General features: G+C 54.3%; 21 protein-coding genes. 14 read left to right on the plus strand and 7 right to left on the minus strand.

Annotation, left to right across the window (positions count from 1 at the left end; translation table 11 throughout):
- The first annotated feature begins 73 nt into the window (after positions 1–73).
- Positions 74–1,003 (plus strand): hydrogen peroxide-inducible genes activator, encoded by a 930-nt coding sequence (locus ACT3TF_RS12775; RefSeq protein WP_096276861.1) that lies wholly within the window; start codon positions 74–76, stop codon positions 1,001–1,003.
- The gene (recG, locus tag ACT3TF_RS12780) at positions 1,000–3,078 is read left to right on the plus strand and encodes an ATP-dependent DNA helicase RecG (protein ID WP_096276863.1); all 2,079 of its coding nucleotides are present in this window, start codon (positions 1,000–1,002) and stop codon (positions 3,076–3,078) included. The genes ACT3TF_RS12775 and recG overlap by 4 nt, the downstream gene beginning before the upstream one ends.
- Here recG and yccS read toward each other — a convergent pair.
- Positions 3,075–5,279, minus strand: a complete 2,205-nt coding sequence (gene yccS, locus ACT3TF_RS12785) for a YccS family putative transporter (protein ID WP_096276865.1) — start codon at positions 5,277–5,279, stop codon at positions 3,075–3,077. The two genes, recG and yccS, sit on opposite strands and share 4 nt — an antisense overlap.
- Before the next feature lie 236 nt (positions 5,280–5,515).
- Here yccS and ACT3TF_RS12790 point away from each other — a divergent pair, with 236 nt between their 5' ends.
- The 5 genes from ACT3TF_RS12790 to ACT3TF_RS12810 all read left to right on the plus strand — a co-directional run bounded on the left by ACT3TF_RS12790 (position 5,516) and on the right by ACT3TF_RS12810 (position 10,573).
- Positions 5,516–6,331: a DUF3100 domain-containing protein gene (locus tag ACT3TF_RS12790; RefSeq protein ID WP_441684967.1), complete on the plus strand. Its 816-nt coding sequence runs from the start codon at positions 5,516–5,518 to the stop codon at positions 6,329–6,331.
- Entirely contained in the window at positions 6,321–6,815 is a 495-nt protein-coding gene (locus ACT3TF_RS12795) for a hypothetical protein (RefSeq protein WP_441684969.1), read from the plus strand. The genes ACT3TF_RS12790 and ACT3TF_RS12795 overlap by 11 nt, the downstream gene beginning before the upstream one ends.
- A 10-nt stretch (positions 6,816–6,825) precedes the next feature.
- Entirely contained in the window at positions 6,826–7,983 is a 1,158-nt protein-coding gene (locus ACT3TF_RS12800) for a M20 aminoacylase family protein (RefSeq protein ID WP_444672315.1), read from the plus strand.
- A 149-nt stretch (positions 7,984–8,132) separates the two neighbouring features.
- Positions 8,133–9,017, plus strand: coding sequence for an NAD(P)-dependent oxidoreductase (locus ACT3TF_RS12805; RefSeq protein WP_444672316.1), 885 nt, complete (start codon positions 8,133–8,135; stop codon positions 9,015–9,017).
- On the plus strand, positions 9,017–10,573 hold the full coding sequence (locus ACT3TF_RS12810; protein WP_444672317.1) for an aldehyde dehydrogenase family protein: 1,557 nt from the start codon (positions 9,017–9,019) through the stop codon (positions 10,571–10,573). The genes ACT3TF_RS12805 and ACT3TF_RS12810 overlap by 1 nt, the downstream gene beginning before the upstream one ends.
- On the opposite strand, the gene ACT3TF_RS12815 is transcribed toward ACT3TF_RS12810, so the two are convergent.
- From ACT3TF_RS12815 to ACT3TF_RS12830, 4 genes are all read right to left on the minus strand, one after another.
- Entirely contained in the window at positions 10,552–11,496 is a 945-nt protein-coding gene (locus tag ACT3TF_RS12815; protein ID WP_096276876.1) for a LysR family transcriptional regulator, read from the minus strand. The genes ACT3TF_RS12810 and ACT3TF_RS12815 overlap by 22 nt on opposite strands.
- Before the next feature lie 98 nt (positions 11,497–11,594).
- Entirely contained in the window at positions 11,595–11,951 is a 357-nt protein-coding gene (locus ACT3TF_RS12820) for a hypothetical protein (RefSeq protein WP_096276879.1), read from the minus strand.
- Positions 11,951–12,223 (minus strand): HU family DNA-binding protein, encoded by a 273-nt coding sequence (locus ACT3TF_RS12825; RefSeq protein ID WP_096276881.1) that lies wholly within the window; start codon positions 12,221–12,223, stop codon positions 11,951–11,953. Before ACT3TF_RS12825 ends, ACT3TF_RS12820 begins: the two co-directional genes overlap by 1 nt.
- Before the next feature lie 110 nt (positions 12,224–12,333).
- The gene (locus tag ACT3TF_RS12830) at positions 12,334–13,548 is read right to left on the minus strand and encodes an NAD(P)/FAD-dependent oxidoreductase (protein ID WP_444672318.1); all 1,215 of its coding nucleotides are present in this window, start codon (positions 13,546–13,548) and stop codon (positions 12,334–12,336) included.
- A gap of 146 nt (positions 13,549–13,694) precedes the next feature.
- Between ACT3TF_RS12830 and ACT3TF_RS12835 the strand changes: the two genes are divergently transcribed.
- The 7 genes from ACT3TF_RS12835 (at position 13,695) to ACT3TF_RS12865 (ending at position 19,346) form a co-directional block, all read left to right on the plus strand.
- Positions 13,695–14,234: a chorismate--pyruvate lyase family protein gene (locus ACT3TF_RS12835; protein WP_444672341.1), complete on the plus strand. Its 540-nt coding sequence runs from the start codon at positions 13,695–13,697 to the stop codon at positions 14,232–14,234.
- Between the two features lie 35 nt (positions 14,235–14,269).
- Entirely contained in the window at positions 14,270–15,160 is an 891-nt protein-coding gene (gene ubiA / locus ACT3TF_RS12840; protein ID WP_096276887.1) for a 4-hydroxybenzoate octaprenyltransferase, read from the plus strand.
- Between the two features lie 111 nt (positions 15,161–15,271).
- Positions 15,272–15,961 (plus strand): phosphate regulon transcriptional regulator PhoB, encoded by a 690-nt coding sequence (phoB, locus tag ACT3TF_RS12845; RefSeq protein WP_444624841.1) that lies wholly within the window; start codon positions 15,272–15,274, stop codon positions 15,959–15,961.
- A 2-nt stretch (positions 15,962–15,963) separates the two neighbouring features.
- A complete protein-coding gene (gene phoR, locus ACT3TF_RS12850; RefSeq protein WP_444624842.1) occupies positions 15,964–17,250 on the plus strand; it encodes a phosphate regulon sensor histidine kinase PhoR in 1,287 nt (428 codons plus the stop codon).
- Positions 17,251–17,556: 306 nt separating this feature from the next.
- Positions 17,557–17,868 (plus strand): hypothetical protein, encoded by a 312-nt coding sequence (locus tag ACT3TF_RS12855; protein ID WP_407647785.1) that lies wholly within the window; start codon positions 17,557–17,559, stop codon positions 17,866–17,868.
- A 605-nt stretch (positions 17,869–18,473) separates the two neighbouring features.
- Entirely contained in the window at positions 18,474–18,776 is a 303-nt protein-coding gene (locus tag ACT3TF_RS12860) for a hypothetical protein (protein ID WP_096276893.1), read from the plus strand.
- Positions 18,777–19,025: 249 nt separating this feature from the next.
- Positions 19,026–19,346 (plus strand): hypothetical protein, encoded by a 321-nt coding sequence (locus ACT3TF_RS12865; RefSeq protein WP_096276895.1) that lies wholly within the window; start codon positions 19,026–19,028, stop codon positions 19,344–19,346.
- A gap of 60 nt (positions 19,347–19,406) precedes the next feature.
- Here ACT3TF_RS12865 and cysZ read toward each other — a convergent pair whose 3' ends face one another.
- Positions 19,407–20,138, minus strand: a complete 732-nt coding sequence (cysZ, locus tag ACT3TF_RS12870; protein ID WP_301734531.1) for a sulfate transporter CysZ — start codon at positions 20,136–20,138, stop codon at positions 19,407–19,409.
- A 76-nt stretch (positions 20,139–20,214) separates the two neighbouring features.
- Positions 20,215–20,940, minus strand: a complete 726-nt coding sequence (gene phoU, locus ACT3TF_RS12875; protein ID WP_096276899.1) for a phosphate signaling complex protein PhoU — start codon at positions 20,938–20,940, stop codon at positions 20,215–20,217.
- Between the last annotated feature and the right edge of the window lie 9 nt (positions 20,941–20,949).

A 20,949-nucleotide genomic window follows, 5' to 3' on the forward strand; every position in this document is an offset into this window, starting at 1 on the left:
TTGTCCTTTTCCGTCCCGCTGACAGCATGCTATTAGTCACACGCTGCTACAAGAGGATGCCACTGGCACCGCTATGACTTTAACAGAACTTCGCTACATCGTAACCCTTGCCCAAGAGCGCCATTTTGGCCGCGCGGCAGAGCGCTGCCATGTCTCTCAGCCCACGCTATCGGTGGCGGTGAAAAAGCTGGAAGAAGAGCTCGAGACGCCGCTATTTGAGCGCTCGAAATCCACCGTGCAGGTCACGCCATTAGGTGAAAAAATTGTTGCCCAGGCGCAGCGAGTGCTGGAACAGAGCACGCTGATATTTGAGTTGGCCAGTAGCGGTAAAGACCAGCTAGCCAACCCGCTGCGTATTGGTGCGATCTACACCATAGGGCCCTATTTATTTCCTCACCTGGTGCCTGCGCTGGCTAACGCTGCCCCGCAAATGCCGCTGTATATCGAAGAGGGCATGACCGGCACTCTGCGTGGCAAGCTAAGAAGCGGTGAGCTGGATGTGATTATTGTGGCACTGCCCTTCACCGAGACCGATGTGGTCACCAAGCCGATCTACGACGAAGCGTTTGAAGTGTTAATGCCGGCTAATCACGCTTGGGTGACGCGCGAGGCGATCAATAAAGAAGATTTACTCGAAGAGCGTCTGTTATTGCTCGGTGAAGGCCACTGCTTCCGTGACCAAATTCTTGAAGCCTGCCCGGCGATTACCCACAAGCTCAACAGTCCCAATAACACGCTGATTGCGGAAGGCGGCTCGCTGGAGACCATTCGCCATATGGTGGCCTCCCGGTTGGGCATTACCGTTTTGCCACAGTCGGCGCTGGGTACCGACCAGTATGAAAATGCCATGTTGGTCAGTCGTCCCTTCGTTGAACCCGCACCGTCGCGCACCGTGGCGATTGCCTGGCGGGCAAGCTTTCCGCGGCCAAAGGCGATTGAAGCGTTGATTCAGGCGATCAGCCAGTGCCGTCAGCCCTCTCAGGCTGTGAAAAGCGCCTCATGAGCGATCTCTCCGCCCCCATCACGTCGCTTAAAGGCGTAGGCGAAGCCCTCGCGCTAAAGCTTAGCCGCTTGGCTATTCAGCGCGTTAGCGACCTGCTCTTTCATCTGCCGCTACGTTATCAAGACCGCACGCGCCTGACGCCCATTGGCCTGTTGCGCGCCGGGCAAGAAGCGGTGATTGAAGGCGAAGTGACGGCCTGCGACGTGGTAAAAGGGCGGCGGCGCAGCCTGCTAGTACGGGTGCGTGATAACAGCGGTATTTTGAGTCTGCGCTTTTTCCACTTCTCGCCCGCCCAGCAGCAACAGCTGCACCCCGGTGCGAGCGTGCGCGCCTTTGGAGAAGCCCGTGCTGGGGCAACGGGTTTAGAGATCTATCATCCTGAATACCGGTTAATGGGGGGCAGTGAAGCACCGGTAGACGAGTATTTCACGCCTATTTATCCCACCACCGAAGGGCTCAATCAGCCGCGCCTGCGTGCCTTGACGCAGCAGGCTCTTGGGCTGTTAGACGCGGCACCCGAAGCGCTGCCTGACGTTATTCCTGATGCGCTGCGCCAGCGCTTTCAGCTACCGGGGCTTCACGCCAGTTTGCACTTACTGCATCAGCCACCGCCCGATGTGAATATCGAACAGTTAACCTGGGGCCAGCATCCGGCCACGCGCCGGCTCGCGTTGGAAGAGCTGCTGGCTCACCAGTTAAGCCTGCGCGAGGTTCGTCTGCGTATTCAGGCCGATGGTGCCCCGGCGCTACCCTCAGGGCGTAGCCTGCAGGCGCGTTTTTTGGCGCAGCTCCCGTTTGCTCTGACCGGTGCTCAGCGCCGTGTATTGGAAGAAATCAGCCTCGATTTAAGCCGCCCAGCGCCAATGCTGCGCTTGGTTCAAGGCGATGTGGGGTCAGGCAAAACCGTCGTGGCGGCCATGGCCGCGCTGTGTGCCCTGGCGGGTAACTGCCAAGCCGCGATCATGGCGCCGACGGAAATCCTTGCTGAGCAGCACTACCGCTCGTTTAAAGCGTGGTTTGAGCCGCTGGGTATCGAAGTAGCGTGGTTGGCGGGTAAGCTCAAAGGTAAAGCGCGGTTGGATGCTAAGGCCGCGATTGCCGATGGCCGCGCGCGAATGATCGTCGGTACCCACGCGCTGTTCCAAGACGACGTGCACTTTCAGTGCTTAGGGCTGGCGATTATTGACGAGCAGCACCGTTTTGGCGTGCATCAGCGTCTAGCGCTGCGTGAAAAAGGCGAGGCGGGTGGGCTGACCCCGCATCAGCTCATCATGACCGCTACGCCGATTCCACGCACGCTGGCCATGAGCGCCTACGCGGACCTGGATGTGTCAGTCATTGACGAGCTGCCTCCTGGCCGTACGCCGGTTAAAACTGTGGTGGTGCCTGACGAGCGGCGTCCTGAAGTGGTGGAGCGTATTCGGCTTGCCTGCAGCGAAGGCCGCCAGGCGTACTGGGTGTGTACGCTGATTGATGAATCCGAAGTACTGCAATGCCAGGCTGCCGAGGTGACACGCGATGAATTAACGGTGGCGCTACCTGAGCTGGCCGTGGGTTTGATTCACGGGCGCATGAAATCAAGTGAGAAAGCCGAGGTAATGACGGCATTCAAAGCAGGCGAGCTAGACTTGCTGGTGGCCACCACGGTGATCGAGGTCGGTGTGGATGTGCCCAATGCGAGCCTGATGATTATCGAAAACCCTGAGCGACTGGGGCTTTCCCAGCTTCACCAGCTACGTGGCCGGGTAGGGCGCGGCAGCACGGAAAGCTTTTGCGTGTTGCTCTACCATCCGCCGCTGTCGAAAAGCTCCCGCCAGCGCTTGGCAGTGATGCGCGAAACGACCGATGGTTTCCGTATTGCGGAAAAAGATTTAGAAATTCGCGGGCCAGGCGAAGTGCTGGGCACTCGCCAAACGGGTCTTGCGCAGATGAAAATCGCCGACCTAGAGCGCGATGCGGACCTGTTAGAGCGCGTTACCGCCATGGCCCAGACGCTGCAAGGCAACGCAGACGTAACCGCTGTATTGGTACGCCGCTGGCTGGGAGAAGCCGCGGGCCGCTATGGGCAGGTTTAAGCGTTAACGCTGCTGGATACAGGCGCTTCGTTGACGACCAACCGATTAGCAGCCTCGCCCAGCGGCGCTAGCTGTTCAGCAATTAGGCGCAGCTGGCTTTGAATAGGGCGATACAGAGCGACGGCTTGTTCGTCTGCGCTAGCAGCGCTTTGCTCCTCTAATTGCGTTAATAGCGCGGCCGTTTGCTCTGCCAGTATTTCTACCGGCTGGCGTTTGTTTAGCTGTTCTGCGATATGACCTAACAGTTCGCCAATACGTGTTGCTACCGGCACTAGCGTGGCATCGTCTTCATCGTCGGCTAATTGATGGCGATGGGCGCCTAGGGCCGAGAGGTGGCTGAGCAGCGTGTTGGAAAGCACTAGAAAACGCAGGCCGTTGTCTGCATCCAGTTTCCGGTAGTGGCCGGGCTCGTGGAGCATGTTGGTGAGCAGTGTGGAAAGCGCGGCATCGGCATTGTGGGCATTGCGTCGCGCCAAGCGGTAGGCCAAGCCATCCTGCTTGCCTTCCTCGTACTGGTGGATAATCTCTTCAAGGTAGCGGCGATGGCCGTTCAGCGCGTTGGCGGCCTCGCGGTAAAGCCTGCGGCCCTGCCAGTCGGGCAGAATAAAAAATACCGCTAATCCTGCAATCACCGAGCCAATCAAGGTATCGAAAAGACGCGGCAAGATCAGATTAAAGCCATCGCCTACTTGGTTGAAGCTGCATAGCACAAGCAGCGTGATAGAGGCGGTAGCGATAACATAGTGTTTTTCGCGGTTGGCAAAGAACGATACCCCTGCGGCCACGGCGATCATGCTTTGCACCAGCGGGTGGGGGAAAAGGCTGATCGACGCCCAGCCAATGACCAGTCCCAATACGGTGCCCAGCATGCGTTGCGATAAGAACCGCCGCGTGGTGGCAAAGTTAGGCCGGCATACAAACAGCGTCGTGAGCAGAATCCAGAAGCCTTGTTCAGGGTCAATCCACTGCAATAACCCATAGCCTGCCATCAGCGCGATGGATAGCCGCACCGCGTGACGAAAGGTGGGTGAACCCAGGGTGAAGTTCAGGCGCACCCGCTTCCACGCTTCTAGCACGCTAGACGGAGAGCGGTCATAGAGTGCGCTATCGCGCCGCTCTTCGCTGGCATCGGGATTGTGTGCGCTGGCAAGTTGAGTTTCTAACGTCGCTAAGTTGTCGGCGAGGGCACTCAGCGGATAAAGCAGCGGGCGCCATTCGGGCCTGCCCCGGTCGCGGAGGTTCTCAATGGAGGCGTGTAGGTCGGCCAAAGCTTCTTCGCTCTGCTGGTGATCAAACGGCCGCTTGAGCAGCAGTGATTTGGCCAGCTGGCGGCAGGAGCGGCCCTGTTGATCTAGCAGTCGTTGGCAGCGAAACAGCACATCATGATGGAAAAAGGCCTTACTGAGCGCGCTATAGGGATAGTGGGTTGAGCTGGCGCGTTCATGAATATCCTGGGCGATAAAGTAGATACGCAGGTAGCGGTTTAGCCTGCGGTTGCCGCGCTGCCCTTCAAGGCGGCGAAAAATCATTTCTTTGGCTTGATTGAGCGCGTCAACGACGTTGCCGTTCTGGCGTGCCAGCGCCAACCTGCGTGCTTCGACATCAACGCCGCGCACGGGCTCAAACAGCGCGGATTTTAATATTAGAAACTCGCCCAGCGCTTTGTAGACCCGGGCCATGCTCTGCTTTACCGGTTGGCGCGAAAACAACGCACACCACACCACCGAAATTAATCCATACCACACCGCACCGCCGAGCAGGAGTAGCTGGCGTGCGGCCACGTCTGCGTCTACGCCGCCATGCTGTTCGATGTTGATCATTGAATAAATCGACAATATGAGCGTGCCCGAGGCAATGGTGGCGTAACGCTGCCCAATAGCGCCGAGCATAATGAGCGTGAACGTAGAAACACCCAGTCCAAGGACAAATAGCCAGGGCCAGGGGAACAGCCATTGAACGATAAATGATGCCGAGGTAAAGCAGACCAACGTCACGACGAGCGCTTGAAAACGCCCCTGCCAGCTGTCGTCGGTTTCAGAAAGCGCGCAGGCGATAATCCCCAAAAATAGTGGAATGACTAACGCTATATCGCCAGACAGGCCGCTTAAAAGCAGAGCACCGCTGAACGCTATAAAAACGCGCAGGCTGTAAGCAAATTTATCCAGGGTCCAAAGGCGCCGCAGCGGCAGTGAAATTGGCATAGCGTCTCTTATTGGCGGTCATTAGACTTTAGTATAGTTTTGTCAGTATAGAGCGTTGCAGCGGTGTTTGTCGCCAACAGTTCAATCAACGTTTAATCAATTTTTTCATGTTACGTCACAGCATTGTCATTCATCCAGGGGCGGAGTGTTCTAAAAAATAGCGCGCTAAACCTCTATGATTAGAACACTAACTTTTCGATACTCACAGTGACTCTAAAAAAAACAGGATCATCCCAATGGATCTCAAGCTGTTGCTGAACTGGCGTCTGCACCTGATGGTGATAGTCACGTCGATGTTTGCTGAGTGGATAGGCATCGTGCGAATTCCGCTTGGGCCTGGAACACTACTGTTATTACCGCTGCTATACGCGTTTGTGATTGGCGTTTTGTTTAATCCTCATCTGTTTTCGGGCATGGGTAAGATTATTCCCAAGCCGGTCAGCAATGCAGCGGGGCCGATCATTTTGATCGCCATCCTGCCGTTCATTGCTAAATTTGGCTCTACCATTGGCCCGGCGATTGATCAGATCATCGCTGCAGGCCCCGCGCTGATACTTCAAGAACTGGGTAATCTGGGCACCATGCTGATAGCGCTGCCCTTTGCGGTACTGGTTCTCAAGATGGGCCGGGAGGCGATTGGTGCGACCTACTCTATCGCTCGTGAACCCAATATTGCCATTATCTCAGACCGTTACGGACTAAGAAGCCCGGAAGGTATCGGCATTATGGGCGTTTACGTGGTGGGAACCATGTTCGGCACGCTCTACTTCGCCTTGCTAGCCGGCTACATCGCCTCGCTGGATATTCTTGATATTCGCGCCTTAGCCATGGCGTGTGGCGTGGGCAGCGGCAGTATGGTGGCAGCATGCTCGGCGGCGTTAGCTGAAGCGGTGCCTGCTTCCAGAGATGAGCTGCTGGCCTTTGCAGGGGCAAGTAACCTGCTGACTTATGCCACTGGCCTGTACGTTTCACTGTTTATCGCACTGCCGGTAACCGAGTGGATGTACAAGCGCCTAAAAGGTTCGCGCCAGGAGGCCCGCCATGAAAACTAATGAAACTAGTGTTGATAGCTTTGACGCTGAAGCGTTAAAAGAGCTGCGCCCTGAAAATCAGCTGGGCAAAACAGCGTTGGTACTAGCGGCGGTGTGTGTGGCTGCCTGGTTTAGCAATGTGGTCAACGGTGCGCCGTTATTAGACGCGCTACCCGGCATGCTGATTCTGTATGTCATGGTCATTATTGGCTTAGTGATGGGGCGGCTTTGTCCCTTCTACCTACCTAGCGTTGCGTGGGTGTCATTGATTAGCATCATTGCAACGCTGCCAGTGTTTCCCGCTAGTGAGTGGATTATCGCGCAGTTAGCCGCAGTGAACTTCCTGGCGGTGGTTACGCCCGTGTTGGCGTATGCAGGGTTGGCGCTTACCGGGCGTGAATTTGCCATGTTCAAGCAGGCTGGTTGGAAGCTGGTGATTGTGTCGCTGTTAGTCTTCACCGGTACCTTTATTGGTTCAGCGGTGGTTGCTCACATAATGCTTTAAGGAGAGAAGAATGACGGCCTCCATACGTTTACCCGACAGCGCAGAATTAAGCGCCTGGCGTCACGATTTTCACCAGCACCCTGAAACCGCTTTTGAAGAGCATCGCACCAGCGCGCGTATTGCCGCACTGCTCACTGAGTGGGGCTATGAAGTGACCACGGGGCTCGCGGGCACCGGCGTCGTTGCTGTGCTGGATGGTCAGCGCGGTGACGGCAAAACCATTGGTCTGCGGGCCGATATCGATGCGCTGGACATTCTTGAAGAGACGTCGCTTGCGTACGCCTCTCAAACGCCGGGCAAGATGCACGCCTGCGGCCACGACGGCCACACCACCATGCTGCTGGGTGCCGCCTGGGCATTAAAGCAGCAGCCGGACTTTAAAGGCCGCGTGGTGTTTATCTTCCAGCCTGCCGAAGAAAGCGCCGGCGGTGGGCGCGTGATGGTCGAAGACGGGTTGTTTGAGCGCTTTCCTATGGATGCGGTGTACGGCCTGCACAACTGGCCGGGGCTGCCGGTGGGTGTTGCGGCGGTGCATGATACCGATGTGATGGCGGCCTTTGATATTTTCAGCTTAACGTTGACCGGAAAGGGCTGCCATGCGGCCATGCCACACCTGGGTATCGATACGGTGTTAGCCAGCTGTCAGCTGGTTAGCCAGCTGCAAGGATTAGTGAGCCGCGAAACGCCGCCCAGTCAGTCTGCCGTGTTGAGTATTACCAGCATGCATGCGGGGGATACTTTCAACGTGATTCCGGAGCGGGTGGAGCTGCGCGGCACATTGCGCTGTTTTGATATGGCGCTTAAAGAACACCTTGAAACGCGCTTTAAGCAGGCGATTGCAAGTTCGGCAGAGTTTCACGGCTTAACCGTTGAGCTGGATTACCAGCGCTGCTACCCCGCCACTATCAATACCCCAGAGCATGCCCAGCACTGTGCCACGGTGCTGGAAAACCTGTTAGGTGAAGAAAGCGTGCTGCGTAACCCGCCGCCGAGCATGGCCTCTGAAGATTTCTCGTTTCTGCTCGCCGAAAGGCCGGGGGCTTACATTTGGATGGGCAACGGCGAGGATTCCGCCTCGTTACACAACCCTCACTATGACTTTAACGACGCGCTGCTTCCGCTAGGTACGCGTTACTGGGTAGAGCTGGTACGCGCGCTGCTTGTCTAAAGCAGACGTTAACCGCTAACCGCTCTTTTTAAGCATCTGCGTTATTCGCTCTTCTATGCCCGATGGGTAGGGGAGCGGCTACGCCCAATTTCTACGTTGAGCCTCTTTACGCGGCACATTGCTTAGTAAAGGCGCTTAGGAGTTTTACTATGTTAACCATTACGGTGATTGGCCTGGGGCAGATGGGCGGCAATATGGCGCTCACCCTTAAAGCCGCAGGCTTTACAGTAACGGGCAGCGACGTGTTTGAACCCGCGCGGTCGCGGCTGGCTGAACAAGGGTTGGCCGTTGTAACGCCTGAGGCACTGCCCGCCAGCGACGTGTATCTGCTGTCGCTGCCCACGTCCGCTCATGTGCGTGAAGTTATCGAGCACTCACCGGGGCTACTCAAGCTGGCGCCTAAAGGCAGCGTGATTGTCGATACATCCACCAGCGACCCCGTGGTTAGCCGAGAGCTGGCTGAGAAAGTCATTGCTGCGGGCCTTCAATGGTTGGATGCGCCGGTAAGCGGGGGGCCGAAAGGCGCCGCTAGCGGCAAGCTGGGGATGCTCCTCGGGGGCGACACTGCCACCATCGAACGCGTTAATCCGATGCTGGAAGCAATGTCGGCTAAGCGCACTCACGTGGGCGGCCCAGGCTGTGGCCACGTTGTTAAACTAGCTAATAATTACCTGTGTGCCGCGCACTTGCTAACTACCGCTGAGGCGGTGGCCATGGCGACGAAAGCCGGCGTTGACCCCGCGGCCTGCTTAGCCGGGATTAATAGTGGCTCTGGCCGAAGCGCGGTGAGTGAAGTGAATTTCCCTGAGTGGGTGTTGAGCGAGCGCTTTGATTCCGGGTTTACCACCGGCTTGATGCGTAAAGATTTGCGTTTGGCGCGGGATGCCGCTGAGCAGCTCAATATTCCTCTGGGCCTGCTCAACGCCGTTGTCGATGCTTGGCACGCGAATGCTAATCAGCCAACTGATAGCGATGATTTTAACCATATTGCGACGCCCATTTTAGCGCGTGCCACGCAGACGGAGGAAAAGTGATGACCTCACTTAATCAACTTGCCCGTGAACGCCTTGCCGAACTGCTTGAAGGTTTTGGCTTGGCGGCTGACACGCCACTGAGTAATTGGATTGATGGCGGCTTAGTGGCGGGAGACGGCGAGCAAATTACCCTGACTAACCCTGCCACCGGCGAAGCGCTGGTCAGCTACCAAGATGCGGGCGCTACGCTGATTGAGCTTGCCGCCCAAGCAGCGACGCGTGGGCAGCAGGAATGGATGGCGCTAACCGCCAGCGAACGTGGTCGACGCATGCATGCTGCGCTGCGTGGCCTAGAAGGCCATGAAGAGGCGCTGGCGCAGTTGGAAAGTGTGGTCGCCGGTAAGCCGATTCGCGACTGCCGCGCTGAAGTGGGCAAAGTACGTGAGATGTTTGAATACTATGCGGGCTGGTGCGACAAACAGCATGGCGAAGTAATTCCGGTGCCTACATCGCATCTTAACTACGTGCGTCACGTACCTTATGGCGTGGTAGGGCAAATTACCCCGTGGAACGCGCCGATGTTTACCTGCGCCTGGCAGCTGGCCCCGGCCATTGCGGCGGGCAATGGCGCAGTATTGAAGCCCTCTGAGCTAACGCCCTTTTCATCGGTGGTGATTGCAATGCTGCTCGAAACCGGTGGGCAAGGGCTGCCTAAGGGCCTGATTAATATTGTTAACGGGCTGGGTAAGACGACCGGCGCGGCGCTAACCGATCACCCCACCATCAGTAAGCTGGTGTTTGTTGGCTCACCTCAGAGCGGGCGCATGATTGCTGAAGCGGGCGCACGGCGCTTAGTGCCCAGCGTGTTAGAGCTTGGCGGGAAGTCGGCCAACATCGTATTTGCCGATGCTAAGCTGGATGAAGCCGTAGCAGGCGCTCAAGCTGCCATTTTTGCCGCCGCTGGGCAGAGCTGCGTGGCGGGCTCGCGGCTATTGATTGAGCGCTCGGTATTTGAGCAGGTCACCACGCGCTTAGCGCGCGCGGCAGAACAGATCGAAGTTGGGCTACCCAGTGAGGAAGCGACTCGAATGGGGCCACTGCAAAATAGCCGTCAGTTTGATCAGGTTATGCGCATGATTGATGCCGCCGTGGCCGCTGGCGCGCGGCTATTAACGGGCGGTAAGCGTCCAGCGGGATTGCCTGAGGAAGCACAAGGCTACTTCATCGCTCCGACGGTTTTGGTCGACGTAACGCCCGATATGGAAATCGCCCAGCAGGAGGTTTTTGGCCCCGTGTTGGTCGCCATGGGCTTTGACGATGAAGCCGAGGCTATTCGCTTAGCCAATGAAACGCGTTTTGGCCTGGCCGGTGCGGTATGGAGCCAGGATGTGGCAAGAGCGCATCGCGTGGCAGGGCAGCTGCGTGCAGGCACGGTGTGGATCAATAGCTACAAAGCGATCAGCGTCATGTCGCCGTTTGGTGGTTTTGGTGATAGCGGCTTTGGCCGGTCAAGCGGCCTGGAGGGACTGCGTGAATATACCGTGCCGCAAAGCGTGTGGGTGGAAACTGCGACACAGGCAAGCGTTGCCTTTGGCTATGGAAGCGGTGTTGGTTGATTATTCGCCGAACTAGAGTCTTGAAACGCCTGCATCCAGCGCTGTAAATGGCGCAGCAAGAGAATGCTGGCTTTAGGCTGTTGGCGACCCACGCGGGTGACCATGTGCGCGTGGGAGCGCTGAAATAATGGGTTATCGACCGGCTGCGCGACGAGCGTACCTGCTTCTAAATCATGGGCGACGGCGAAGGCTGGCAGTAAAGTGATGCCCATGCCGCTGCGCACATACTGTGCCAACACCACCATTGAATTAGTGTTCATGGCTAGCTGTGGAACAATCCGCGCCTGTTGAAAAGCTTGATCAACCATTTGACGTACGCCGTGGCTGATATCCCACATGGCCATCGGCTGTGCGCTGAGCTGAATAAGTGAGAGCGGCGTGGTTTGTTGGGCTAGAGGGTGATCGGGAGATAAAATAGCCATCAGCGGCTGGGGGCTAGATGCCCAAAAGCGTAGCTGGGGATGAGTGCGTTCGTGGAACATTAAACCGATATGGCTGTGATTGCCGACCACCGCTTCAATAATACCCGAGGTGCCTGCAATATGGATATCCAGCTGAATGCCTGCATAAAGCTGGGTAAATTCGTGTAGCGGGGACGCTACTAAATCGCTAACAAAACCCTCACCCACCGTGAGTGAAATTTTGCCGGTTTCCATACGCTGATAGGATTCAAGTGAGGCGATAAAGCCTTCATCAAGAGCCCCGCGGCGCTCGCAGTACTCAAGCAGCATTTCACCCACTGGCGTGGGTGAAATGCCGTCACGCTGACGCTCCATGAGGGTCGCCCCCAAGGCTTCTTCCAGCAATGAAATTTGCCGGCTAACTGCCGAGGGAGCAATGTCTAAGCGCGCCGCTGCGCGGCGCACCGAGCCAGACTCCAGGGTAACGCGGAAGTAAACTAAGCGTTGATGAGGTATATCCATCGAGAGCTGTTATACCTCTGCGCTGTTTTTGGCTAAACGCGTTTAGCCAGAACCGTTACCCAATGCCGCTTGATTGGCTCTAAGCCGATAGTGCCTTACTACAGATACTTGAGCAGTTTCTGCAGCTTGTTCATATCAGCAGAGTCGCCGACTAAGCGGACGTTTCCACTCATCATGCCGTCGAGAAAGGCCTGCTGTGTTGGCTTTTTGAGTACTTTCAAGGCGGTAGTTTGATCGCGGAAGCGTAGCTCAAGATCTAAGTCTACGGGTAGCCCTTTACCGGTATGGATGCTTTTCGGCGTCATCCGGTAGTGGCGGGCAATACTTAGATCTTCGGTGGCTATTCCCCAGTCCAAGCCGCGCATGCGCTCTAGCTGCTCACGAAAGCGCGGCTTGCGGCGCAGGGCTCGTTTGAGCATTAAGCCCAGTAGCCACAGCGTCAGCTTGAGCTTCATTAGGAAACGGCGTCCTTCAGTGCTTTACCAGGCTTAAAGGCGACATTTTTGCTGGCTGCAATTTGCAGCGGTGCACCGGTTTGTGGATTCTTGCCGGTACGCGCAGCGCGTTGGCGAACTGTAAAGGTGCCAAAACCAATCAGAGCAACATCTTCACCTTTGGCGACGCTGTTGGTGATTTCATCCAGAATGACATTCAGTACTTGGCCAGCTTTGTCTTTAGACAGGTCGGCACTCTCAGCGATAGCAGCAGCGAGTTCAGGTTTGCGCATAAGGAATCTCCCTTTGATAAAAATCGAACGTATAAAACGAAGGTATGTTATTGGGTGCGTCACCATGACTAGGTTAGCTTAATCTAGCTTAGTCGTGAACGCGGCGAAAATCAGCCTAGCAGCGCAGGTGCTGCTCTGGAAAGCTCCACTTTCCTTCTCACGCAGCCGCCTGTCAACGCAAAACCAATCAAATGCCCGTCTTTATCTTCCGCCAAGGCACTGATATCGCCGCCTTCGCCTTCAATTCTCCAGCGCTCAGGAGGAGATGGAGCCGGGTAGGCAACCACGGGTAATAACGGGGTTTTAACCACTACCGGCCACGCGCCAAAGCTCACGCGGGTGGGGGTGCCGGCCAGGGTGGCCGCAAGGGCTTTGGCGCTTGCTTGCAGCGGCTGTACGTACATGGCATTCACCCCGTCGACGCAGGCTGCATCGCCTAACGCATAAATATTGGGGTGCGATGCGCGCAGGTGGCGATCTACCACAATGCCGCTAGATGACACCGTTAACCCTGCTGCTTCGGCAAGTGCTGTGCGCGGGGCAAGGCCCGTGGCCATCAAAATGATGTCGGTGCTTAGTATGGAGCCGTTATCCAAGTGGAGCGCAATATCATTGGCGTGGCTGAGCGCTATCGATTCAATTGTGCGGCCTAAATAAAGTCGGATACCCGCGTCGCTGAACGCATCGCCTAAGGCGTGACCTAATGGCGGCGGTAACAGACGCGCAAGCAGATTACCTTCGGGGGCAATGATGGACACTGGGTGGCCGCCGGCGTGAAGGTCGTTAGCGAACTCACAGCCGACTAGCCCGGCCCCCACAATGGCTACCCGTGAATGTCCGTGACTTAACGCCTGATGAAAGCGGCGATAGTCGTCCAAATCGTTGACCGTAAAACAGCGTGAAGCAACGCTAGGCTCGCTGCTAAAAGGCATTCGAGGTGCCGCTCCGGTCGCTAACACCAATGTTTCATAGCTCAGCCGCTCTTGCCCTGGCGCATTGCCTAAAAGCACCGCATGGTTATCCACATCCAGTGCGTTGACATGGGTGTGGGTAACTACTCGGGCGTTTAGCTCTTCGCCAAGCTCTGCGGCGCTTCGCTGAGCTAATTTCTCGGGCGCTAACCCTTTACTAAAGCCGGTAGAAAGCAGGGGTTTGCTGTAATCGTCGCCGCTGTCAGCGCTGATCAGCGTGATAGAGCGTGTGTCGCCCTGCCGTCGCAGTGCACGAGCAAGACCTATGCCTGCCATCCCCGTGCCAATAATCACCAGCGCAGCGCGAGAAGATAGCGGTGTCGTTGACATTATCTGTGTATATGATGCGGGCATGCAGACATCCAAAAGGTCGTTAAAAGAGTTATTGAAAGAGTTATTGAAAAAGCTGCTGAAACCAAAGCCTGTTAGAGCGTCATGTTACACTAGCTGCTCCCGTTATTGCCCTGGAGAACTCGGTGACATCACCCGCTGGCCGGCAAATGTATCTCTTTCCACGCTGGCGCCCCGTCCATGCGGCGCGCCCCGCGATGAGCTCTCCATGGTGGCAGTGGGTAGCCTCCACCGATTCGTTAACCGCTCGTTTAACAGCCGCAGGCGGTGGCAAGCCTTTTCGGGTGCGTTTACTGCGCCAAGGTGTGGGATGGCCGCTGCCCGATGAAGCCCAGGCGCTGGGGATTGGCCCTAAACGCTATGCATGGCTGCGTGAAGTAGCGCTGTGTTTAGATGAAACGCCGTGGGTGGTCGCGCGCTCAGTAGCGCCGTTGACACAGCTAAAAGGCCAGCGTTTAGATCGTTTGGGCGAGCGTTCGTTAGGCAGCTGGTTATTTCGCCAGCCAGACTTAGTGCGAGGGCCATTAGAGGCGACAACACAACGCCCGCCTTTTGCTAGCCTACATGGGGTCGAGCAGAATTGTAGCTGGGGCCGACGCTCCGTATTTACGCATGGCGGCCTGTCGTTATTGGTACAAGAGTACTTTTTGCGGGCAATGGCGGATGACCTTGATCTGCCTTCGCGCTAGGCTAGCAGCTGCGTTTTCTTTTTCGTGAGGTAAGCATGGATCGTTCACTGTTGCGGCCGAAGGGATTGGCTCGCGTGGCAGACTTTTTACAGCTGATGCGCTTGGATCGGCCCATAGGCACGTGGCTATTAATGTGGCCCGCTCTTTGGGCGCTATGGATTGCCGCGCAGGGCGTGCCGGGGCGCAATGTGCTGCTTATTTTTGTTGCCGGCGTTTACGCCATGCGTGCCGCAGGCTGCGTGGTGAATGACTATGCCGACCGTCATTTTGATGGGCATGTAAAGCGCACTAAAAATCGTCCTCTAGCCACCGGTCGTATTAGCGAAACCGAGGCCCAGCTGCTGTTTATCGCATTGATCGCGATATCCTTCATTTTGGTGCTGCTGACCAATTGGTTCACGGTGATGCTCTCGCTGGGTGGCGTGCTGCTAGCGATTATTTATCCGTTTATGAAGCGCTATACCAACCTTCCTCAGGTCGTGCTGGGCGCCGCCTTTGCTTGGGCGATCCCCATGGCGTTTGGCGCTGTGCTGGGCTATGTCCCGCTGGAGGCTTGGCTATTGTTTTTTGCTAATGTGGTTTGGACCGTGGCGTACGATACCCAGTACGCCATGGTGGACCGCGACGATGATTTAAAAATCGGTATTAAATCGACAGCCGTGCTGTTTGGTAATGCGGACCGCGTCATTATTGCTTTATTACAAGTGGTGACGTTGCTGCTATTAGCATGGGTAGGGTGGCGAGTGGGTCTAGGCGGTTTTTTCTGGTTAGGACTCGCGGGAATGGCGGCCACTTTTCTGCATCAGCAGCGGTTAATTTTTCACCGTGCCCGAGATGCGTGCTTTCAGGCGTTCCTCAATAATTTTTGGTCAGGTTTGTTTATTTTCGCGGGTATTGCGCTAAGTTGGTGGCCTGTGGCGGGCTAATAATCGCCGCTGTCATGTAACTGTCATCAAGTCATGGTGTTATCGTCATCGATATGTCATTGAGCTATTTTTCATTGAATTAGCTCTCTTTGCACCCCTTGAGGCTCTGGTATGACTGCCAAGACCGTTTTGATTGTCGATGATGAGGCGCCGATCCGCGAGATGATTGCGGTAGCGCTGGAAATGGCTGACTATCGCGTGCTCGAAGCGGATAACGCTCAGGATGCTCATGCTTTGATCGTCGACCACCAGCCTGATTTACTGCTGCTTGATTGGATGATGCCTGGCACCAGCGGTATCGAGCTTGCTAGGCGCTTAAAGCGCGAAGAAGCCACTGCTGAGATTCCCATTATTATGCTGACCGCTAAAGGCGAAGAAGATAATAAGATTCAGGGGCTTGAAGCCGGTGCTGATGACTATATTACCAAGCCTTTTTCGCCTCGCGAGTTGGTGGCACGGCTTAAAGCCGTTTTGCGTCGTGCAACGCCGCGTGGTGTTGAAGATCCCGTAGAGGTTAATGGACTGCTGCTTGATCCGGTGAGTCATCGCGTCAGCTCCGATGGTAAGGCGCTTGAGATAGGCCCAACGGAATATCGTCTGCTGCAGTTCTTTATGACGCACCAGGAGCGCGCTTACACGCGTAGCCAGCTGCTTGATCAAGTGTGGGGTGGCAACGTGTACGTTGAAGAGCGCACGGTAGATGTACATATTCGCCGGTTGCGTAAAGCGCTAGGCGAAACCCATCAAAATCTGATTCAAACGGTTCGGGGCACCGGTTACCGTTTCTCTTCACGGGTATAAATGTGCGCCTATGGAGCCGTGAACTGTGGCAACTGGCCTGGCTAGCCACGCTGGGGACAAGCATTGGCTGGCTATTGGATGCAGCGGGGCTGGGGCTGGCTTCTGGACTGGCAGTGTATCTGTTTTATCACTTGCGGCAGCTGCGCGCGCTGTATCGATGGCTAACCCTGCAACCCCATGATGAACCACCTGCTGCCCAGGGGATATGGGGCGAACTGTTTGATCGCTTATATCGCTATCAAAAAAGCCAGCGCATTACACAAAGTCGGCTGCGTGCCACTTTGGCGCGTATTCAAGAGTCGTCAGAGGCGATGCGCGATAGCGTCGTTATGCTTGACCGCCACGGAGATTTAGAGTGGTGGAACAGCGCTGCAACCACGATGCTTGGGCTGCAGACGGCCCACGACCGTGGCCAGCACATTACCAATTTACTCCGCGATCCGGGCTTTATAAGCTACTTCAACGCCCGCCACTATAGTGAACCGCTAACGCTAACATCGCCCATTGATGAGCGATGCATTCTGCAGTACCAAATTACCCTGTACGGCGACGATGAGCGGCTAGTGATGGCGCGAGATATCACGCGTCTGCATCGTCTGGAGCAGATGCGCCGTGATTTTGTGGCCAATGTATCCCACGAGCTACGTACCCCTCTGACCGTGCTTTCTGGCTATTTAGAAACCTATGGCGATCTTGCCGAGCAGCTACCTCCGCGCTTAGGTAAAGGTATTCAGCAAATGCAGGAGCAGACGCAGCGAATGCAGAACCTGGTCAATGACCTATTGCTGCTGTCCCGGTTAGAAATTGACCAAAGTGGTAAGGATCATCAGCCGTTGTCGCTGGGCCCTTTGCTACAGAGTGTTCGTGAGGATGCGCTAGCGCTATCGGATCAGCGGCATACCATCACTATTGCGCTTGACAGCAAGGCACGTCTGCTAGGAAGCGAGCAGGAAATGCGCAGCGCGATTTCTAATCTCGCGTTTAACGCTGTTCGCTACACGCCGCCAGGGAGCCACATCACGTTGCGCTGGAAAGATAACCAAGCTGGCGGAGCCTGTATTGACGTTGAGGACAACGGCGAGGGAATTGATCCTGTGCACATCCCTCGGCTGACCGAACGCTTCTACCGCGTTGATAAAGGGCGTAGCACGACGACGGGCGGTACTGGTTTGGGCTTGGCAATTGTCAAACACGTGCTGCTACGCCATGATGCTCAGCTATTGATTGAATCTCACCCGGGTAAGGGTGCTTTATTCCGCTGTACATTCTCCGCTTCGCGCCTTAGCTAGCCCTAAAATGCCTGCTGCACAATATTTGTAGAAGTGTGCAATATTGGCATGTAAGATTGGTAAAACTTTACTCATGTGTCATTTTTACACACTATTTGGGTGCGCTTTATCGCTAATTAAGATTTATTTCGTAATCTTATTTTTTATAAGTTTTTGATAATTATTGTTTTTATTTTATTATATTAGATTTTGGCATGTCTGCTGCAGCGAATATAAGCAAGTAAGAGAGATGACCGCAGGAATTGCTGGCTGAACTTAGCCTTTCTTTCTTAGTTAAGCGGTTTAAACAGCGATCGGAGGTGGAATATGATGTCCAAGGAATTACTCAAGAAAGCTGGCATTCTAGGTTTAACGTTTGGCTTGATGGCTAGCCCGCTAGCGTTCGCAGAATCTGAGCAAAGTACATCTATTGATCAGAACCAAGATATTACTGCGGATGACGAGGCGATGGATCCGCAGGGTACTCACACGGATACCGCCAGTGAGCAAAATCAGCACGATTTAACGCATGATGTTGGTGATGACGCCAGCGATATGGATCCAAACTCTACTAGTAATTCAGATGATGCTAATTTTGATAGCACAGAAGAGTTGCCTGAAGAAAATAGCGGTATGTAATGACCGCACTGAAAGATAGTACTGAGAGCCTGTAAAGACTCTGCTATAGGGATGTTTTTAGATTCAAGGATGAATCAATAGGAAATCAAAACGTTAGTGAGGGTAACATCCACGGTTGGAGTCCCGCACAAGGAATGGAAGCTAGCGTTAGCATTACCTATCTGCAAGCTAGACATTAAGCCTCACCTCAGGTGGGGCTTAATTTTTTGCTGTCTGCTGTTTTTTTACTGCCCTTAGCTTTTTTCAATGTTGCTCGTTAAATATGGTTAACTGACTGCGCGCCTCTTTAGTGATATCGATCATCCCTATATTTTTTCAACTCAGCAACGCTGCTTTTTTCTAGCAGTGTGTCAAAAAGGCACATACAAACTTGCGCATGTGACATTTGTGCACAGTTATTTAGCGTGGTTGTTGTTTTTGCGTCATATTATTGTGCGCAATGTATGTGTTATATACTATTGATTAATAGTGTTTTTTATAATCTATATTAGTTGTGGCATTCTTTATGCTTACTAAGGGTAAGGAAGATGATTAAGTTAAAAAGTTTGCCATGAAGGCGCTTCTTCTTCCACGCCAGCGGTATAAACAGTTTCAGGAGTGTCAAAATGTTAAATATTTTTGTTAAAAAAGCAGCTTTAGTGGGTATTTCACTAACGTTATTGGCTAGCCCCTTTGCATTTGCAAATTTTTCAATTAATGCGAATCAAGATCGCGCAGTTGATATTGAGCCCATTCAGGCCCAGTCAGAGCGCACAGTAGGCCAGGCTGACGTTAGCCCATCCGACTTAATGTATGATGAAGGCGACTATCCTGCGGTTATAAAGGCTGAGTCAACGAATGCCAGCGTTGATGTTGATTTTACGGCTAAAGACTTAACGCATGACGAAGGCGATGGACAGGTTTGGTAAGCGATTTGCAATCGTAGAGTTATATGACGCCTTTGACCCCGCCTATGCGGGGTCTAGTTTTTTGTATCTAATATTATTTTAAATAAAGATATGATTTTTCAGCTGTTTTAAATATTTTTATTTTTTTGGCATCCAGTATGCACTCCTAACACGTACAATTAGTTGAAAACCATAGCCGCTGTGAAGTAATGCGATAACGGTTACTTTTACTACTCGTTAGCGGTACGTAGCAGTAATGAGGAGAACGCCATGTTATTGAAAAAATTAAGCAAAAAAGTCGCCATTGTAGGTATTTCTTTCGGTTTGGTTGCTAGCCCGCTGGCAATGGCTCACCCATCCATCGAGTTGAATAAAGATCGCGCAGTTGGTCAGGACGTCATCGATAAGCCACAGTCTCAAATGTCTGATGATTCTCAAGTATCTCCACGTGATCTAACGCGTGATGACGGTGATAGCCTTGATTTCTCACCGTCTAGCAGTGCTGCTGATTCTGGCAAAAGCGCGCGCCGTGGTACTCAATACAGCCCGCAAGATCTGACCCGTGATGTAGGCGATAGCACTGACTGGTAGCCACTAGCAGTACGGTGACCGCTAGCGCCCATAGGCCCCGCTTCTGCGGGGCCTATGCGTTTAACTTGGCGTAATATCTCGAACGCCCCGATAGTGTTCGTCCCACATCAGTACGGCACCCGCCACCGCGCCTGGAATCAGAAATAAATTGGCTAGCGGAATCCAGGTAATCAGCGTAATTAATCCGCCATAGGTCAGGCTTTGCCACCAGCGCTTCGCGAGGCGATGGCGCATATCTTTAAAGGTTACCTTGTTGTTATCCATCGGATAATCCAGATAGGTTATCGCCATGATCCACGCTGAGAATAGTGCCCAGAGTAGTGGCGCAACCAAATTCAGGCCAGGAATCCAGCTGATGATAAACAGGCCGATCGCACGAGGTAGAATATAGGCGAGTTTTACAAACTCTCGACCCACCGCATCGATAGCCGTCTGGGTAAGGTTGCGGTCATCAAGGGGTTCGCGCCCGGTTGCCTGTATTTCAACTTTAGCGGCCAAAAAACCGTAAAAAGGCGCGGCAATGAAGCTGGTAATGAGCGTAAATGTAAAAAACACGACGACGATTAGGCTAATCACAAACAGCGGCCAAATAAGCCACGACAGCCATTCAAGCCAGGTGGGCACCATGTCCATCCAGTGCGCCAACCAGCCGTCAAAACGTGAGAGCACAAAGCTGAGCATACTGATGTAGACGATGAGGTTGATTAGAATGGGCAAGAAAATATAACGCCGCATACCCGGCTGATAAACACAGCGTGTACCTCGGCTAAGGGCAGTGACAGCATCCAGCATTGGGTGACTCCTCATGATTCAAGCGTCCAGGCTGCCAGGCAGCCTGGACGTATTGCAGGAGGAAACCCTAATCAGGTCAAGGCTTTTTTAACCCTTGCGGGTCTAGGTTGTCAGGATCGCTGTGACGGATATCCAAGCCTTTCACGAGATAGACTACGTACTCCGCAAGATTATCAGCATGATCGCCCACGCGCTCAAGCGCACGCAGTACCCACATGATGCTCAGTACTGACGTAATCGAGCGTGAATCTTCCATCATGAACGTCATTAATGAACGCATAGCGCTGCTGTACTCATCATCTACCAGCTCGTCTTCACGCACTACCTGCATAGCGAGATCGGTATCAAAGCGAGCAAAGGCGGTTAGCGCATCGCGCAGCATTTTACGCACGTGCTCGCTAATGTGACGTACTTCCACCAGCCCGCGAATGGTGCTGGTGCTTTCGCTTAACAGCAGCGCGTTACGGGCAATTTTGCTGGCTTCATCGCCAATGCGTTCCAGGTCAGAGGTAGCGCGAATAACGGCAAGCACCAGCCGCAAATCGGATGCTGCCGGCTGGCGGCGGGCCAGTACGCGCGTACATTCGTCGTCAATTTGCAGCTGCAGGGCGTTCACCTGACGATCATTGTCGCGCACTTGCTCTGCCAAGCGGGTATCGCCTTCTAGAAGAGCAAAGACGGCATCTTGCACCTGCTTTTCTACCAGGCCGCCCATCGCCATCAGGTGGGTTTTAAGCTCTTCCAACTCCTGATTGAACTGGCGGGAGATATGCTGGCTGTGGGTATCGCTCGTAATATCCATGGACCACTC

The organism is Halomonas sp. AOP25-F1-15, assembly GCF_052378675.1.
GTDB lineage: Bacteria > Pseudomonadota > Gammaproteobacteria > Pseudomonadales > Halomonadaceae > Vreelandella > Vreelandella casei.

Bases quoted from the DNA above. Each gene is read 5' to 3' on its own strand.
- ACT3TF_RS12775 (WP_096276861.1), top strand. From the start codon at position 74: ATGACTTTAACAGAACTTCGCTACATCGTAACCCTTGCCCAAGAGCGC.
- recG (WP_096276863.1), top strand. From the start codon at position 1,000: ATGAGCGATCTCTCCGCCCCCATCACGTCGCTTAAAGGCGTAGGCGAA.
- yccS (WP_096276865.1), bottom strand. From the start codon at position 5,279: ATGCCAATTTCACTGCCGCTGCGGCGCCTTTGGACCCTGGATAAATTT.
- ACT3TF_RS12790 (WP_441684967.1), top strand. From the start codon at position 5,516: ATGGATCTCAAGCTGTTGCTGAACTGGCGTCTGCACCTGATGGTGATA.
- ACT3TF_RS12795 (WP_441684969.1), top strand. From the start codon at position 6,321: ATGAAAACTAATGAAACTAGTGTTGATAGCTTTGACGCTGAAGCGTTA.
- ACT3TF_RS12800 (WP_444672315.1), top strand. From the start codon at position 6,826: ATGACGGCCTCCATACGTTTACCCGACAGCGCAGAATTAAGCGCCTGG.
- ACT3TF_RS12805 (WP_444672316.1), top strand. From the start codon at position 8,133: ATGTTAACCATTACGGTGATTGGCCTGGGGCAGATGGGCGGCAATATG.
- ACT3TF_RS12810 (WP_444672317.1), top strand. From the start codon at position 9,017: ATGACCTCACTTAATCAACTTGCCCGTGAACGCCTTGCCGAACTGCTT.
- ACT3TF_RS12815 (WP_096276876.1), bottom strand. From the start codon at position 11,496: ATGGATATACCTCATCAACGCTTAGTTTACTTCCGCGTTACCCTGGAG.
- ACT3TF_RS12820 (WP_096276879.1), bottom strand. From the start codon at position 11,951: ATGAAGCTCAAGCTGACGCTGTGGCTACTGGGCTTAATGCTCAAACGA.
- ACT3TF_RS12825 (WP_096276881.1), bottom strand. From the start codon at position 12,223: ATGCGCAAACCTGAACTCGCTGCTGCTATCGCTGAGAGTGCCGACCTG.
- ACT3TF_RS12830 (WP_444672318.1), bottom strand. From the start codon at position 13,548: ATGCCCGCATCATATACACAGATAATGTCAACGACACCGCTATCTTCT.
- ACT3TF_RS12835 (WP_444672341.1), top strand. From the start codon at position 13,695: ATGTATCTCTTTCCACGCTGGCGCCCCGTCCATGCGGCGCGCCCCGCG.
- ubiA (WP_096276887.1), top strand. From the start codon at position 14,270: ATGGATCGTTCACTGTTGCGGCCGAAGGGATTGGCTCGCGTGGCAGAC.
- phoB (WP_444624841.1), top strand. From the start codon at position 15,272: ATGACTGCCAAGACCGTTTTGATTGTCGATGATGAGGCGCCGATCCGC.
- ACT3TF_RS12855 (WP_407647785.1), top strand. From the start codon at position 17,557: ATGATGTCCAAGGAATTACTCAAGAAAGCTGGCATTCTAGGTTTAACG.
- ACT3TF_RS12860 (WP_096276893.1), top strand. From the start codon at position 18,474: ATGTTAAATATTTTTGTTAAAAAAGCAGCTTTAGTGGGTATTTCACTA.
- ACT3TF_RS12865 (WP_096276895.1), top strand. From the start codon at position 19,026: ATGTTATTGAAAAAATTAAGCAAAAAAGTCGCCATTGTAGGTATTTCT.
- cysZ (WP_301734531.1), bottom strand. From the start codon at position 20,138: ATGCTGGATGCTGTCACTGCCCTTAGCCGAGGTACACGCTGTGTTTAT.
- phoU (WP_096276899.1), bottom strand. From the start codon at position 20,940: ATGGATATTACGAGCGATACCCACAGCCAGCATATCTCCCGCCAGTTC.